Annotated in this window: 15 protein-coding genes; 10 read left to right on the top strand and 5 right to left on the bottom strand. The window is 59.6% G+C overall.

What is annotated here, in order from left to right; all coding sequences use genetic code 11:
- Nucleotides 1-4 precede the first annotated feature (4 nt).
- Entirely contained in the window at nt 5-691 is a 687-nt protein-coding gene (locus ACOI8A_RS19685) for a GNAT family N-acetyltransferase (RefSeq protein WP_420648924.1), read from the top strand.
- Here the strand turns inward: ACOI8A_RS19685 and ACOI8A_RS19690 are convergent.
- The gene (locus ACOI8A_RS19690) at nt 685-1302 is read right to left on the bottom strand and encodes a TetR/AcrR family transcriptional regulator (protein ID WP_420648923.1); all 618 of its coding nucleotides are present in this window, start codon (nt 1300-1302) and stop codon (nt 685-687) included. The genes ACOI8A_RS19685 and ACOI8A_RS19690 overlap by 7 nt on opposite strands.
- Nucleotides 1303-1368: 66 nt before the next feature.
- Between ACOI8A_RS19690 and ACOI8A_RS19695 the strand changes: the two genes are divergently transcribed.
- Complete coding sequence (locus tag ACOI8A_RS19695) at nt 1369-1950, top strand: NAD(P)H-dependent oxidoreductase (protein WP_420648922.1); 582 nt, start codon at nt 1369-1371, stop codon at nt 1948-1950.
- Between the two features lie 18 nt (nt 1951-1968).
- Here ACOI8A_RS19695 and ACOI8A_RS19700 read toward each other — a convergent pair whose 3' ends face one another.
- Complete coding sequence (locus tag ACOI8A_RS19700; protein ID WP_420648921.1) at nt 1969-2910, bottom strand: class I SAM-dependent methyltransferase; 942 nt, start codon at nt 2908-2910, stop codon at nt 1969-1971.
- Between the two features lie 190 nt (nt 2911-3100).
- Here ACOI8A_RS19700 and ACOI8A_RS19705 point away from each other — a divergent pair, with 190 nt between their 5' ends.
- Both ACOI8A_RS19705 and ACOI8A_RS19710 read left to right on the top strand, forming a co-directional pair.
- Nucleotides 3101-3517, top strand: a complete 417-nt coding sequence (locus ACOI8A_RS19705) for a response regulator (RefSeq protein WP_420648920.1) — start codon at nt 3101-3103, stop codon at nt 3515-3517.
- Nucleotides 3518-3580: 63 nt separating this feature from the next.
- A complete protein-coding gene (locus ACOI8A_RS19710) occupies nt 3581-4249 on the top strand; it encodes an HAD family hydrolase (protein WP_420648919.1) in 669 nt (222 codons plus the stop codon).
- A gap of 93 nt (nt 4250-4342) precedes the next feature.
- Here the strand turns inward: ACOI8A_RS19710 and ACOI8A_RS19715 are convergent, their stop codons facing one another.
- Nucleotides 4343-5236 carry a LysR substrate-binding domain-containing protein gene (locus ACOI8A_RS19715; RefSeq protein WP_420648918.1) on the bottom strand — a complete coding sequence of 298 codons (894 nt, stop codon included), beginning with the start codon at nt 5234-5236 and terminating at the stop codon, nt 4343-4345.
- A 114-nt stretch (nt 5237-5350) separates the two neighbouring features.
- Between ACOI8A_RS19715 and ACOI8A_RS19720 the strand changes: the two genes are divergently transcribed.
- From ACOI8A_RS19720 to ACOI8A_RS19730, 3 genes are read left to right on the top strand one after another with little or no spacing between them, the layout of a single operon-like run.
- Nucleotides 5351-6373 carry an aldo/keto reductase gene (locus tag ACOI8A_RS19720; protein ID WP_420648917.1) on the top strand — a complete coding sequence of 341 codons (1023 nt, stop codon included), beginning with the start codon at nt 5351-5353 and terminating at the stop codon, nt 6371-6373.
- Nucleotides 6370-7167, top strand: coding sequence for an SDR family NAD(P)-dependent oxidoreductase (locus ACOI8A_RS19725; protein ID WP_420648916.1), 798 nt, complete (start codon nt 6370-6372; stop codon nt 7165-7167). The genes ACOI8A_RS19720 and ACOI8A_RS19725 overlap by 4 nt, the downstream gene beginning before the upstream one ends.
- A 25-nt stretch (nt 7168-7192) precedes the next feature.
- On the top strand, nt 7193-7603 hold the full coding sequence (locus ACOI8A_RS19730) for an SRPBCC family protein (RefSeq protein ID WP_420648915.1): 411 nt from the start codon (nt 7193-7195) through the stop codon (nt 7601-7603).
- Between the two features lie 120 nt (nt 7604-7723).
- Here the strand turns inward: ACOI8A_RS19730 and ACOI8A_RS19735 are convergent, their stop codons facing one another.
- Both ACOI8A_RS19735 and ACOI8A_RS19740 read right to left on the bottom strand, forming a co-directional pair.
- On the bottom strand, nt 7724-9118 hold the full coding sequence (locus ACOI8A_RS19735) for a sensor histidine kinase (RefSeq protein WP_420648914.1): 1395 nt from the start codon (nt 9116-9118) through the stop codon (nt 7724-7726).
- The gene (locus ACOI8A_RS19740) at nt 9096-9779 is read right to left on the bottom strand and encodes a response regulator transcription factor (RefSeq protein ID WP_420648913.1); all 684 of its coding nucleotides are present in this window, start codon (nt 9777-9779) and stop codon (nt 9096-9098) included. Before ACOI8A_RS19740 ends, ACOI8A_RS19735 begins: the two co-directional genes overlap by 23 nt.
- Nucleotides 9780-9971: 192 nt before the next feature.
- On the opposite strand from ACOI8A_RS19740, the gene ACOI8A_RS19745 reads away from it, so the two are divergent.
- From ACOI8A_RS19745 to ACOI8A_RS19755, 3 genes are all read left to right on the top strand, one after another.
- Nucleotides 9972-10280 (top strand): hypothetical protein, encoded by a 309-nt coding sequence (locus tag ACOI8A_RS19745; RefSeq protein WP_420649021.1) that lies wholly within the window; start codon nt 9972-9974, stop codon nt 10278-10280.
- A gap of 192 nt (nt 10281-10472) precedes the next feature.
- Nucleotides 10473-11411: a hypothetical protein gene (locus tag ACOI8A_RS19750; protein ID WP_420648912.1), complete on the top strand. Its 939-nt coding sequence runs from the start codon at nt 10473-10475 to the stop codon at nt 11409-11411.
- 228 nt (nt 11412-11639) lie between these two features.
- On the top strand, nt 11640-12188 hold the full coding sequence (locus tag ACOI8A_RS19755) for a hypothetical protein (RefSeq protein ID WP_420657803.1): 549 nt from the start codon (nt 11640-11642) through the stop codon (nt 12186-12188).
- Nucleotides 12189-12203 lie beyond the last annotated feature (15 nt).

The raw sequence follows: 12203 nt of genomic DNA on the forward strand, positions 1-12203 counted from the left end.
CGCCATGCCCCGCATCACCCACTACAAATCTCCATGCCCCGAAGGCGTCAACAGCCAGATCTTGCAGATGGTCGTCGATTACCTGACCGACATCAGCGCGGTCGGCCTCGGCCCGAGCAACCTGCTGTACAACGTTTATCAGTACGCGGTCGGCTACGAGGTGCATTTGTATCTGGAGGCGTTGAACGGCGAGAAGGGCATGGACGTGGAATTGCTGGTGGCCACCGACGATGACGACCCGGAACAGGTTGTTGGTTTCCTGTTGTACCTGCCGGTGCAGGGCGATTGGGAAGCCTGCAACGTGGCCTATCTGGCGGTCCGCGAGGGCCATCGGCATCAAGGCGTGGCGCGCTCGATGATGGCTGAAATGGTCGGGCGCTATCCGCATGCCGAGCTGACCTGCACCGTGGGCAAAGTCCCGTATTTCGAAGCGTTGGGCTTTGAAGTGCTCGGCCAGCGCGCCACACAAGTGCTGATGAACACCCGTTCTTATCGCACTAACGGCTTGAGCGGTTTCATCGACACCACGCCGATTTATCGTTCGCTGGAAGTGCAGCAGATTCACACCTATCTGCTGCAAAAACACGGCAAGCGGGCGATGCTCAATGCCGAGAAACAGCGTGATCGGCATCTGGATCAGGTGACGCGGCGCACCGAAGATTTCGTGCGCCAGCGTCTGACCGTTCACTGATTACGACTGGCTCTTTCGACTAGCGCCACGATGCTCGCAAACAGTTCATCGCGCGCTTCTGCGGCGCTGATTTCGCCGGTGGCCGCTGCGTTGGACAACGCTTCAGCGGCACCGAGCATGGCGCGCAATCCGGCCTGAGCAATCGCGCCGCCAGCAGCGAATGGCGAGAGCACGCTGCGGCATTTTTCGAGGAAAATCGCCTCGTATTCACGCTTGATCTTCTCCAGCTCCGGGGTGCTCGCCAGTGCGGCGATCACGCCCGGAATCTCGTTGCCCTGGGTCAACACGCAATCGACATACGCCGTGGCGATCACCGTCGCCGTGTCCGTCAATGTCGCGCCGCAATCGGCTAGCGCGGCGTCCATCAGCGTGGTCTGGCGCTGGTCGAAATCCTGATACAGCGCGGCGAGCAATCCGGCGCGGGTGCTGAAGTGGTCGTAGACCACCGGTTTGGTCACGCCGGCCTTTTCCGCCAGATAGCCGAGGGTCAGGGCGTCGGTGCCTTGTTCACGGATCACTTGCCAGGCCATGTCGAGCAACTGGCGCTGGCGATCCTCGCGGGACATGCGTCGACGGGGTTGAGCAGCTTCGGGAATTTCAGTGGTTGACATTGCTTATATACCAAACGTAACTTGCTGTTCGTAACTTACCAAGAGTATATAACTGGAGATTTTCCCATGCACGCATTGATTGTCGTCGCCCATCACGATCCGCGTTCGCTGACCCACGCGTTGGCCGGGCAGATTGCCCAGGGCGTTAGCGCTACGCATCACACCTTCGAAATTGCTGATTTGCACAGTGAAGGTTTTGATCCGCGCTTCACAGCGGCGGATCTGGCGGTGCATCACCGAGAATCCCTGCCACCGTCGGACGTACTGGCCGAGCAGGCAAGAGTCGACCGCGCCGATGCGCTGGTGCTGGTTTATCCGGTTTACTGGTGGGCGATGCCGGCGCTGCTCAAGGGCTGGATCGATCGGGTGTTCAGTAATGGCTGGGCGTTTGATTTTGCCAGCGATGCCAAGCTGGAAAAGAAACTCGGACGCCTGCGGGTGCATCTGGTTGGCATCGGCGGGGCGGATGCCGGGACTTACCAACGCCACGGCTATGGCGCGGCAATGAAGGCGCAGATCGATCACGGTATCTTCGATTATTGCGGGGCGACGGTGGGCAGTTCGACGTTGTTGCTGGAATCCGAGTCGCGCGATTCTGCAGAGCATCTGCAAACGGCGCGCGAACTCGGAACCCGGTTATTCCGCTGACGCTGTGGGGATATCTGATCAGTCGGCGCGTTTGAAGATCAGCGCTTTGAGGCCGCTTTCAGGGTCGATATCCGGGAATTCCGGCGGGTTCTCCAGACGTTTTTCAAAACGCAAACTCGGCGCCTCCTGCGTCACGCCTTCGATCAAGAAGTCCGAGCCCAACGCTGGATCGTTCATGCACGCCAGCACCGTGCCATGCTCGGTGAGCAGTTCCGGCAGACGGCGCAGCACACGCCGGTAATCCTTGGTCAGCAGAAAACTGCCTTTCTGGAACGATGGCGGATCGATGATCACCAGATCGTACGGGCCGCTATTGATTACCTTGCCCCAGGACTTGAACAGGTCGTGGCCGAGGAATGTCACTTTGCTCAGGTCATGCCCGTTCAAGCGGTGATTGTCGCGTCCGCGGCTGAGCGCGGCGCGCGACATGTCGAGGTTGACCACATGGCTGGCGCCACCTTCAATCGCCGTTACGGAAAACCCGCAGGTATAGGCGAACAGGTTCAGCACGCGTTGGCCCGCCGCCTGCTCACGCACCCAGTCGCGGCCATAGCGCATGTCGAGAAACAGTCCGGCGTTCTGCTTGCGACCCAGATCCACGAGATATTGCAGCCCGCCCTCGACGATGGTCAGTTCGTCGATTTCCGCACCCAGCAGCCATTCGGCGGTGCTTTGCGGCAGATAGCGATGCTGGATCAGCAGAGTGTGGGCGCCGGACTGCTGCCATTGCGTCGATCCAGTGATGTTCATCAGCAAGGCTTTCAGGTCAGCAAGTTGCGCAGGCTCTGGTTCCTTGAACAACGCCACCAGCACCACGCCTTGCAGCCAGTCGACCGTCAGCTGCTCCAGGCCCGCCCAGCAACGCCCGCGGCCGTGGAACAGACGCCGGGTTTCAGCCGGCGGGGAGGTCAGCGCGGTGAGCAGATGGGCGTGCAGGGTGGCGAGAGCTTCAGGGGTCATCAATCGGGATCGGCAAAGCAAAAGGGCGGGCATTTTAACCACAAATGCAGCCGCACGAAGGGCTTACGGTCGGGTGTTATCAAAAAGAGCTGTATCAAAAATGAATTTCTGCAAAGGCCGCCGCTCATACCAGATAAGCAGCGGAACAAGCCGCTACAAAATGTTCATGCAATTCAGGGAGAGTCAGTTCATGAGTCCAATTCCGACGCCGAGCGCGCACCTTCCTGGCGGGTTGATTCTGGTGGTCGAGGATGATCCGTTGATTCTGGAGTTTCTATGCGAAATTCTTCAGGAGGAGGGTTTCACCGTCGAGCCATATTCAAGTGCTGACGCGGCCTCGATTTATCTGGAAACCCACGCGCCGGAAGTTGCGCTGTTGCTCACCGATATCACCATGCCCGGCAAGCTTAACGGCGCGGATCTGGCGAACCTGGTGGGCGAGCGCTGGCCGGACAAACCGGTGATGGTCATGTCCGGTTATGAAACGCCAGAGACGTCCGGGGTCAAGCGTCCGGTGGCGTTTATCAAAAAGCCTTGGGCGATCGGCCAATTGCTCGATTGCGTGCAGGATGCGTTCAACTCCAAGGAGTCGCACCCACTGCATTGAGGGCCAGCGCAAGTGCTACATTGCCGGGCAGATTTTTCCGGCCCCTTGCGAGGATGCAATCCATTGTCCGCTCACGATGCTGTTTTCAACCGCGCGTTTGGCGCGTTCCTGTTCGACATGGACGGTACCGTCCTCAACTCCATTGCGGCCGCCGAGCGCATCTGGTCAGCGTGGGCCGTGCGTCATGGAGTGGATGTGGAAGCGTTTTTGCCGACCATTCACGGTGTGCGGGCGATTGATACGATTCGTCGGTTGAACCTGCCGGGTGTGGATGCAGAGGCGCAAGCGGCCTGGATCACACAAGCAGAAATTGAAGATGTGAGAGGTATCGTTGAGATCCCCGGTGCTGCGGCATTTCTCCAATCGTTGCCAGCGCAGCGTTGGGCGATGGTGACGTCCGCGCCACGTGATCTGGCATTGCGGCGAATGGCCGCCGCCGGGATTCCCGAGCCTGCGGTGATGATTACGGCTGAGGACGTGACGGCCGGAAAGCCTGATCCGGCGGGTTACCGGTTGGCAGCCAAACGACTGGGGCTGGAACCGCAGGATTGCCTGATCTTCGAAGATGCCGCCGTGGGAATCCTCGCGGCTGAAGCCGCCGGCTCGCCGCTGATGATCATCACCGCTACGCATCACCATCCCATCGAAACCCCACACGCCAACATCGCCAGTTACAACGCGATCACTGTCAATATCACCCGCGACGGCCAGCTCCAAATCAAACCCGCCTGACACTATCAATCCCTGTAGGAGCTGCGGCACGCTGCGATCTTTTGATCTTTCAGTTCAAGATCAAAGTCAAAAGATCGCAGCGTGCCGCAGCTCCTACAGTTTTGGCGGGGTATCAGTCAGCACTCTGCGAAATGTTTCTACTAACGGCCGCAAATTTACCCGATGCCAGGCCGCCCATAACGGCGTGGTGAACACCAGCCAAGGCACTTCCCGCAGCACCACGCCGGGCGGTGCGGTGTGGCTCAGGCCCTTTTGAATCATCGCAATCCCCAGTCCCGAAGCCACCAGTCCGAGCGCAGTAAACGGCTCGGTGGCCTGCATCCGCACATCCGGCGTGAATCCCGCCCGGATGCATGCGCTGACAAACTCGTCGCCCGCGTCCTGGCGCGGCTGCACGCTGATCCATTCCTGACCGGCCAGATCCGCTGGTTGCAGCGAAGCCTGCTGTGCCAGCGGATGCTGTTCCGGCAGCGCCAGCAGCATTGGGTCATCCAGCACCTGAAATCCCAGCAGGTCGGGGTCGTCAGCCGTCGGCGGTTCACTCACCAATGCGATATCGAGGCTACGCTGACGCAGTCCTTCAAGTTGCTCGGCGGAACTCAGGTTGTACAGCGCGACATGCACGCTGGGCCGATCGACCCGCAGCACGCGCAAGGCATTCGGCAGAACCCCGGCGTGCATGGCGTTTTCGATATAGCCGATGCACAACCCACCTTCCTCGCCACGGCCCAGCCGTTTGCCGAGGGATTCGAGGCGATTGGCGTGGGTCAGCAGCGCGCGAGTTTCGGCGAGGAAAGTCTGGCCATCCCGGGTCAGGCGGATGCGTTGCTGGCTGCGCTCGAACAGCGTAAGGCCAAGGCGTTCTTCAAGCTGGGCGATCTGTCGGCTCAGCGGCGATTGGGAAATATGCAGGCGCTCGGCGGCGCGACCGACGTGTTCCTCCTCGGCGACGGCGACGAAGTAGCGCAATTGGCGGATATCGATCATGTCAGACCTAAAGGGACTCAAGTGCTGCGGATTATGTCTTGGACGGTCTTGGTCGCGCAATCTACGATCTGCTCAACGGTCAACCACGACCCACTGCACTTGAGGAAAAATTTCATGAGCTTGAAAGACAAACTCCCCAACCAACTTGGCTTTGGCACCGCGCCACTGGGCAACATGTTCCGGGCCATTCCTGAAGAGGAAGCGCAAGCCACCGTGCACGCCGCTTGGGATGCTGGCGTGCGCTACTTCGACACCGCGCCGTTCTACGGCTCGGGCCTCTCGGAAATCCGCCTCGGCGAAGCGCTGTCGCACTACAAGCGCGATGACTTCGTGCTTAGCACCAAGGTCGGCCGCGTCATTCTCGATGAAGTCGAAGACGCTGCGGCCCGTGATCTCGGCGAAAAGAGCGGCGTATTCGAACATGGCCGCCCGAACAAAATCGTCAACGACTACAGCGCCGACGCCACCCTGCGCTCAATTGAAGACAGTCTCAAGCGCCTGAAAACCGATCGCCTCGACATCGTCTGGGTGCACGACATCGCGCAGGATTTCTACGGCGATCAATGGCTGGAGTACTTCAATCAGGCGCGCACCGGCGCGTTCAAAGTTCTTACTCGCTTGCGTGAAGAAGGCGTGATCAAAGGCTGGGGCCTGGGCGTGAACAAGGTCGAGCCGTGCGAGCTGACCCTCGATCTGACCGAAGCGCAACCCGACGGCTTCCTGCTCGCCGGCCGCTACACGCTGCTCGATCACGACCGCGCCTTGCAGCGCCTGATGGATGCGGCGTTGGCGCAGCAGGTTGAAATCGTCGTCGGTGGCCCTTATAGCTCAGGGATCCTGGCCGGTGGCGCGCACTTCGAATACCAGAAGGCCAGCCCGGCAGTCATCGCCAAGGTCGAGCACATCAAGCGCATCGCCGCCGCGCATGGCGTGGATGTGAAAGCTGCAGCGCTGCAGTTTTCACTGGCCAACCCGGCAGTGGCGGCGGTGATTCCTGGCGCCAGCAAGCCGGGGCGCATTGCTGAAGATGTGGCTGCGTTGTCGGCGACTATTCCGGCTGGTTTCTGGCAAGCGCTGCGTGAAGGGAAATTGATTTCTGAACGAGCGCCACTCCCAATTGATGAGGTGAAAGCATGAAGATCGATCTGAGCGGCAAACTCGCGATTGTCAGCGGCAGCACCGCTGGCATTGGCTTGGGCATCAGCCAGTCACTGGCCGAGGCGGGCGCCACGGTGGTGGTGATCGGTCGCGACACGGCCAAGGTTGAACAGGCGCTGGCAAGCATTCGTCAGCAGGTGCCGAATGCGCAGTTGCGTGGTTTGACTGCTGATCTGGGTACAGCCGAGGGCGCGGAAAAGCTGTTCGCCGCTGAGCCGAAAGCCGACATCCTGGTAAACAATCTCGGGATCTACAATGCGGTGGATTTCTTCGATGCGCCCGACGCTGAGTGGACGCGCTTCTATGAAGTCAACGTGATCTCCGGCGTGCGCCTGTCGCGGCATTACGTGCCGGCGATGGTCGAAAAGGGTTGGGGCCGGGTGATCTTCCTGTCTTCCGAATCGGGTGTGGCAACGCCGGCCGACATGATCAACTATGGCGTGACCAAAAGCGCCAACCTCGCGGTGTCGCATGGTCTGGCCAAACGTCTGGCTGGCACTGGTGTAACCGTCAATGCGATCCTGCCCGGGCCGACCTTCACCGACGGTGTCGAGGAAATGCTCAAGGACGCCGCCGCCGAATCCGGCCGCAGCTTGCGCGAAGAAGCTGACGCGTTTGTACGTCGGGCCCGCCCGACCTCGATCATTCAGCGCGTGGCCAATGTAGAAGAAGTTGCGCACCTGGTCACCTATATCGCTTCGCCGTTGTCATCGGCCACCACCGGCGCCGCTCTGCGGGTCGATGGCGGTGTGGTCGACAGCATGACAATCTGAATTCCTGTTTTATAGAGAGATTTTTATGGCAACTGCATCAGCAACAATCGACATCCCGGCCTCGGCCGATCAGGTCTGGCAATTGATTGGTGGCTTCAACACGCTACCGGACTGGCTGCCGTTCATTCCCAAGAGTGAACTGAGCGAAGGCGGGCGCGTGCGCAGCCTGCAAACGGCCGACGGCGCGGTGGTGATCGAGCGTCTGCAGACGTTTGATAACGCTGCCAGGACCTACAGCTATTCGATTGAACAGGCACCGTTCCCGGCGACTGATTATCTGGCGACGATTCGCGTTGAAGCCCAAGGGCAGGGCACGCGGGTGACGTGGTCGGGACGTTTCACCGCCAAGGGGGTGAGCGACGAGGAAGTGGTGGCTCTGTTCAGCGGCATCTATCAGGGTGGCCTTGAAGCGCTGCGCGCCAATTATCCATCCTGAGATTCACGCATAACCTGTGGGAGCGGGCTTGCCCGCGATAGCGGTGTGTCAGTCAACACTGTTTCGACTGAACTGCCGCCATCGCGGGCAAGCCCGCTCCCACAGGTTTTTTGGGTGCTTTCAAGATTGTGCGATCAAGCTCTGCCGGCAATCGAGCACCAACCGCGCTCCACCCAGGTCACTGCTGCCCACCTCAAGTTTGAAGCCATGCAGGCTGACAATCGCCGCGACAATCGACAGTCCCAAACCAAAGCCGCTCTGCGGTTGCCCACCCTCGGCGCGATAAAACCGTTGAAACACCGCCTCGCGCTCGGCCTCGGGGATGCCCGGCCCGGAATCCAGCACTTCAATGCGCGTCTGCCCGGCGTCATTCACGCCGCGCAAAATCACCGTGCCGCCAACCGGGGTGAACTTGATCGAATTGCTCAGCAGATTGGCCAAGGCTTCAAACAGCAGCGCCCGGTCGCCATGAATCAGCGGCAACGATTCGGGCATGGCCAGTTGAAAAGTCAACTCGCCTTCTTCGGCCAGCGGCAGATAGAAGTCGTGCAACTCCTCCAGCAACAACACCGGATCCAGCTCGACAAAACCTGAACGGCGCTGACGATCCTCCAGTTCGGAAATCCGCAGCAACCCGCGAAAGCGCGCCATCAGCGTATCGGCCTCGGCCAGTACCAGATCCAGTTGCGCGCCTTCTTGCGAACCTTCGCCCGCCTGCTGTTGCATGCGATACAACTGCGCGCGCAATCGGGTCAGCGGCGTGCGCAAATCGTGGGCGATGTTGTCGCACACGCCTTTGACTTCATTCATCAAATGTTCGATGCGATCGAGCATGGCGTTGACGATGGCGGCGAGCATGTCCAGTTCGTCGCGGCGATTCGAGAGCGGCAACCGGTGGGTCAAGTCACCGGCCACAATCGACTGTGCGCTGGCCTGAATCGCCCGAATCCGTCGCAGCGGTCGGCGCCGCAGCAAATGCCAGCCAACGATCCCCGGCACAATCGTCAGCGACACGCCCCAGAACAACGCATGCAGAATGATCCGCGTCACTGCGAACAGCGAACCGTTGTCGCGCAGCAGTACCAGCCAGCGACCATCGCGAGTCTGGGTCGCAACCGCATCACAGCTGTCGTTGGGCAGGGTCGGATCATCGGAGTTGGCGCAGTCGGCGAGCATGTGGATCTTGCCGTCCAGCGGCAACCCATCGGGGATTTGCTGCAACGCGCCACCGAGGTAGCGTTGTTGCGCATCGAACAGGCCGTAGGCGTCGATTCCGCGAATGTCGAAGGTCATGCTTGCGGCCAAGGCGTCTTCCAGTTGCTCGCCGCGAAAGTGCGAAAACAGGTGCTGGCGCTGCATCAGTGAATGCTTGGCGAGGTTGTCGAGGTAGCCGGAGACCTCGTAATACATGACCCCCATGAGGATCGCGCTCCACGCCACGAACAACGAACTGTACAGCGCCAGCAGTCGGCTGCTGGAGGAACGCCAACCGTCAGACGGGTTCGGCAATGACATAACCCGAGCCTCGCACGGTGCGGATCAGCGGGACATTGCCCGGCGGGTCGATCTTCTTGCGCAGACGGCCGATGTGCACGTCGATCAGGTTGGTGCCGGGGTCGAAGTGATAGCCCCAGACTTCCTCGAAAATCATCATGCGCGAGAGGATCTGGCCGCAGTTACGCATGAGGAATTCAAGCAGCTTGTACTCGGTCGGCAACAGCGTGAGTACCTGCTCGGCGCGGCGTGCTTCGTGGCTGATCAGATCCAGCTCAAGGTCGGCCACGCGCAACGTCGTCGGCTGGGTGCCACCGCTGCTCTGGCGCCGTAGCAATACTTCGACGCGGGCGGCCATTTCGTCGGTGGCGAACGGTTTGGTCAGGTAATCGTCGCCGCCGGCGCGCAGGCCGCGCACGCGCTCATCGACGTCGGAGAGGGCACTGATCATCAAAATCGGCGTCGACACGCCCATGGTGCGCAGGGTGGTGACGATGGCCAGACCGTCCAGCTCGGGGAGCATGCGGTCGAGGGTGATCAAGTCGTAATTGCCGCTGACGGCGCGGTCGAGGCCTTCGCGGCCATTGTCGACCCAATCCACGTCGAGGCCGTGGCTGCTCAGTTCGGCAACGATTTCCCGGGCGGTCACGGCGTCGTCTTCGATGGTCAGGATGCGAGTCATGAGGGGCCTGCTGATCTGGTTAAACGCAATGGCAGCATTTTGCCAAGATTTTAGCGTCCCGCTTTAAATTAACTTTCATGTTGTGGCTGCCATTCGCCGGGAGCACCGATTAATTTATCGGAACATTGATATCATCTGGCCACAATTACAATCAGGAGTAGTGCTGTGGGCAGTTTGATTCGCGGTGGCTGGATGCCAATCACAGGGTTGCTGCTGGCGTTGCTGAGTACGTCAAGCTGGGCGGCCAACACGCCGTGTTCCGGGAAGAAGGGTGGTATCGATCGTTGCGACGGAGACCTGTTTCTGTGCAATGACGGCTCCATCAGCGGCTCGAAGAAGAGCTGTGCTGCGATGTTCGGCGAGAGCAGCCAGGCCCGGCCGCAACAGCTCCTGCGAGGCGATGACGGTTGTGCCTGTGGGACCGGATCATTCTGCACCGGACCGCGCGGCGGCGTGTACTGCCTGACTCCAAGTGGCAATAAAAGCTACAAACGCAAATGACCTTCATTGCTGCCAATGCAGAAAGCACGCTGTTTTCGATCATTTATTGCAATTTGCAACGTCTGAGGAAGTTCAGTCTTTATAACTGATTGATAAATATAGATTTATTTAAATTCTGTGTCTGGCACGGTCGCTGCAATTCCTCTCTCGACGAGTTGTAACACCATTTTTCATGCCTGGAGCAGAACAACAATGAATAGATCCTCTGATGGGTTTTATCCTGCCTTTGAAGGAGATTCGAGCAACGTCTCAGGTGTGTCCTGGGGCGCGATCTTCGCTGGCGCGGCTGCGGCTGCGGCATTGTCGTTGATCTTGGTGCTGCTCGGTTTCGGTCTGGGCTTCTCGGCTGTTTCACCGTGGGCCGGAGAGGGCGTCAGCGCCAAGGGCCTGGGTATTTCGACAATCGTCTGGCTGGCTGCGACGCAAATCATCGCTTCCGGTCTGGGTGGTTATATCGCCGGTCGCCTGCGGGTCAAGTGGGCGAACATGCACGGTGACGAGGTGTATTTCCGCGACACCGCGCATGGCTTCCTGGCCTGGTGCGTAGCGACTCTGGTCACCGCGATCCTGGTGGTCGGCTCGGTCAGCAGCGTCATCAGCGGTGGCGTGCAGGCCGGTGCCAGTGTGGCCGGCGGTGCGGCCAGTGCCGTAACGCAAGCGGCTGGTACTGCTGCGGCCAATACCGACAGCAATCAGTACGGCTACTTCATCGACAGCCTGTTCCGCGATGATCGTCCGGCGGCTGTAAGTGATGACGCTGCTCACGGTGCCGTGGCTCGTATCTTCACTCAGAGCCTGGCCAACGGTCAGCTCAGCGCTGAAGACCGTACTTACCTTGCGCAACTGGTCGCTCAGCGTACCAACCTGACTCAGGCCGATGCCGAACGTCGGGTTGATGAAGTCTACGCTCGCACTCAGAAAGCCATTGCCGATGCCAAAGTCAAAGCGCAACAGGTGGCTGATGCTGCTGCAAAAATCGCTGCCCTGACTGCGTTGTGGATGTTCGTCGCGCTGCTGGCCGGTGCGTTCTTCGCCAGTTTCGCCGCTACTTTCGGCGGTCGCCGCCGGGATGCAGTCGAGTACGTCGAAGTCGAAACCTACACCACGACCACCATTCCTCCGGTTCGTTAATCAGATCTCTTGATCAAGGAGTACCTCCATGCGTTCACTACTGCTGTTTTTCCTTGGCATCCCGATCCCGATCATCATCCTGATCGCTCTGTTCACGTAATTGATTGATTGAGGCATCTGCCTCGGCCGCTTTCACCTTCGGATGAAAGCGGCTTTTTGCTTTCTGCAGGACGAGCAGGGACAATCTCGCGGCGGAAGGGGATTGGCCGCTTCTGTCTGTTTTTAAGGATGAGCACGTTGGACAAGAAGGAAATCAAACGGCAACTGGTCGAAATGCTCGATGCCGGACGCTCCAAAACCGAAACGTTCAAGGCGTTGTCGGGTGGCAAGGTCAAGGATCGGGTACTCGCCGCATGGATTGGCGCTCGTCCGGATCCGGCGCTTAGAGAGCGGCACTCGCTGAAGGTCACCATTCTGGTGGTGCTGACCTGCCTTCAGGCACTGCTTGGCGCGTTTGCCGGGTTTTTCCTGTTTTACGAAGTCAGTCTGGGAGTCGCCCTGGCGGTCACGCTGATGGTGGGGGGCATTCCGCTGCTGTTCGCTTGGGGCTTCTACAAAAATATCGCCGCGTTCTACACCGTGTTCGTGTTGCTGACGATCAGTCAGATGCCGCGCATGTTCAAAGGCTACGCCGAGGAACCGGTGTCGACTCTGATTATCGTCGCAATCACTCTGGCGCTGGTGTTTTACACCGCCTGGGTCAAAACCCTGCTGTTCCCGGACCTCGGCTTCATCGGTGCGAAAAAGATCAAAGGGCAGTTCGTGTTCTCCAACTGACCGACGGAAATGCCC

Source organism: Pseudomonas sp. P4795, from assembly GCF_048822895.1.
In the GTDB taxonomy this organism is placed as follows: domain Bacteria; phylum Pseudomonadota; class Gammaproteobacteria; order Pseudomonadales; family Pseudomonadaceae; genus Aquipseudomonas.

Coding starts and splice junctions, on each gene's coding strand:
- ACOI8A_RS19730 (WP_420648915.1), top strand. CDS start 7,193: ATGGCAACTGCATCAGCAACAATCGACATCCCGGCCTCGGCCGATCAG.
- ACOI8A_RS19740 (WP_420648913.1), bottom strand. CDS start 9,779: ATGACTCGCATCCTGACCATCGAAGACGACGCCGTGACCGCCCGGGAA.
- ACOI8A_RS19720 (WP_420648917.1), top strand. CDS start 5,351: ATGAGCTTGAAAGACAAACTCCCCAACCAACTTGGCTTTGGCACCGCG.
- ACOI8A_RS19725 (WP_420648916.1), top strand. CDS start 6,370: ATGAAGATCGATCTGAGCGGCAAACTCGCGATTGTCAGCGGCAGCACC.
- ACOI8A_RS19700 (WP_420648921.1), bottom strand. CDS start 2,910: ATGACCCCTGAAGCTCTCGCCACCCTGCACGCCCATCTGCTCACCGCG.
- ACOI8A_RS19690 (WP_420648923.1), bottom strand. CDS start 1,302: ATGTCAACCACTGAAATTCCCGAAGCTGCTCAACCCCGTCGACGCATG.
- ACOI8A_RS19735 (WP_420648914.1), bottom strand. CDS start 9,118: ATGTCATTGCCGAACCCGTCTGACGGTTGGCGTTCCTCCAGCAGCCGA.
- ACOI8A_RS19715 (WP_420648918.1), bottom strand. CDS start 5,236: ATGATCGATATCCGCCAATTGCGCTACTTCGTCGCCGTCGCCGAGGAG.
- ACOI8A_RS19705 (WP_420648920.1), top strand. CDS start 3,101: ATGAGTCCAATTCCGACGCCGAGCGCGCACCTTCCTGGCGGGTTGATT.
- ACOI8A_RS19755 (WP_420657803.1), top strand. CDS start 11,640: ATGAGCACGTTGGACAAGAAGGAAATCAAACGGCAACTGGTCGAAATG.
- ACOI8A_RS19695 (WP_420648922.1), top strand. CDS start 1,369: ATGCACGCATTGATTGTCGTCGCCCATCACGATCCGCGTTCGCTGACC.
- ACOI8A_RS19745 (WP_420649021.1), top strand. CDS start 9,972: ATGCCAATCACAGGGTTGCTGCTGGCGTTGCTGAGTACGTCAAGCTGG.
- ACOI8A_RS19750 (WP_420648912.1), top strand. CDS start 10,473: ATGAATAGATCCTCTGATGGGTTTTATCCTGCCTTTGAAGGAGATTCG.
- ACOI8A_RS19685 (WP_420648924.1), top strand. CDS start 5: ATGCCCCGCATCACCCACTACAAATCTCCATGCCCCGAAGGCGTCAAC.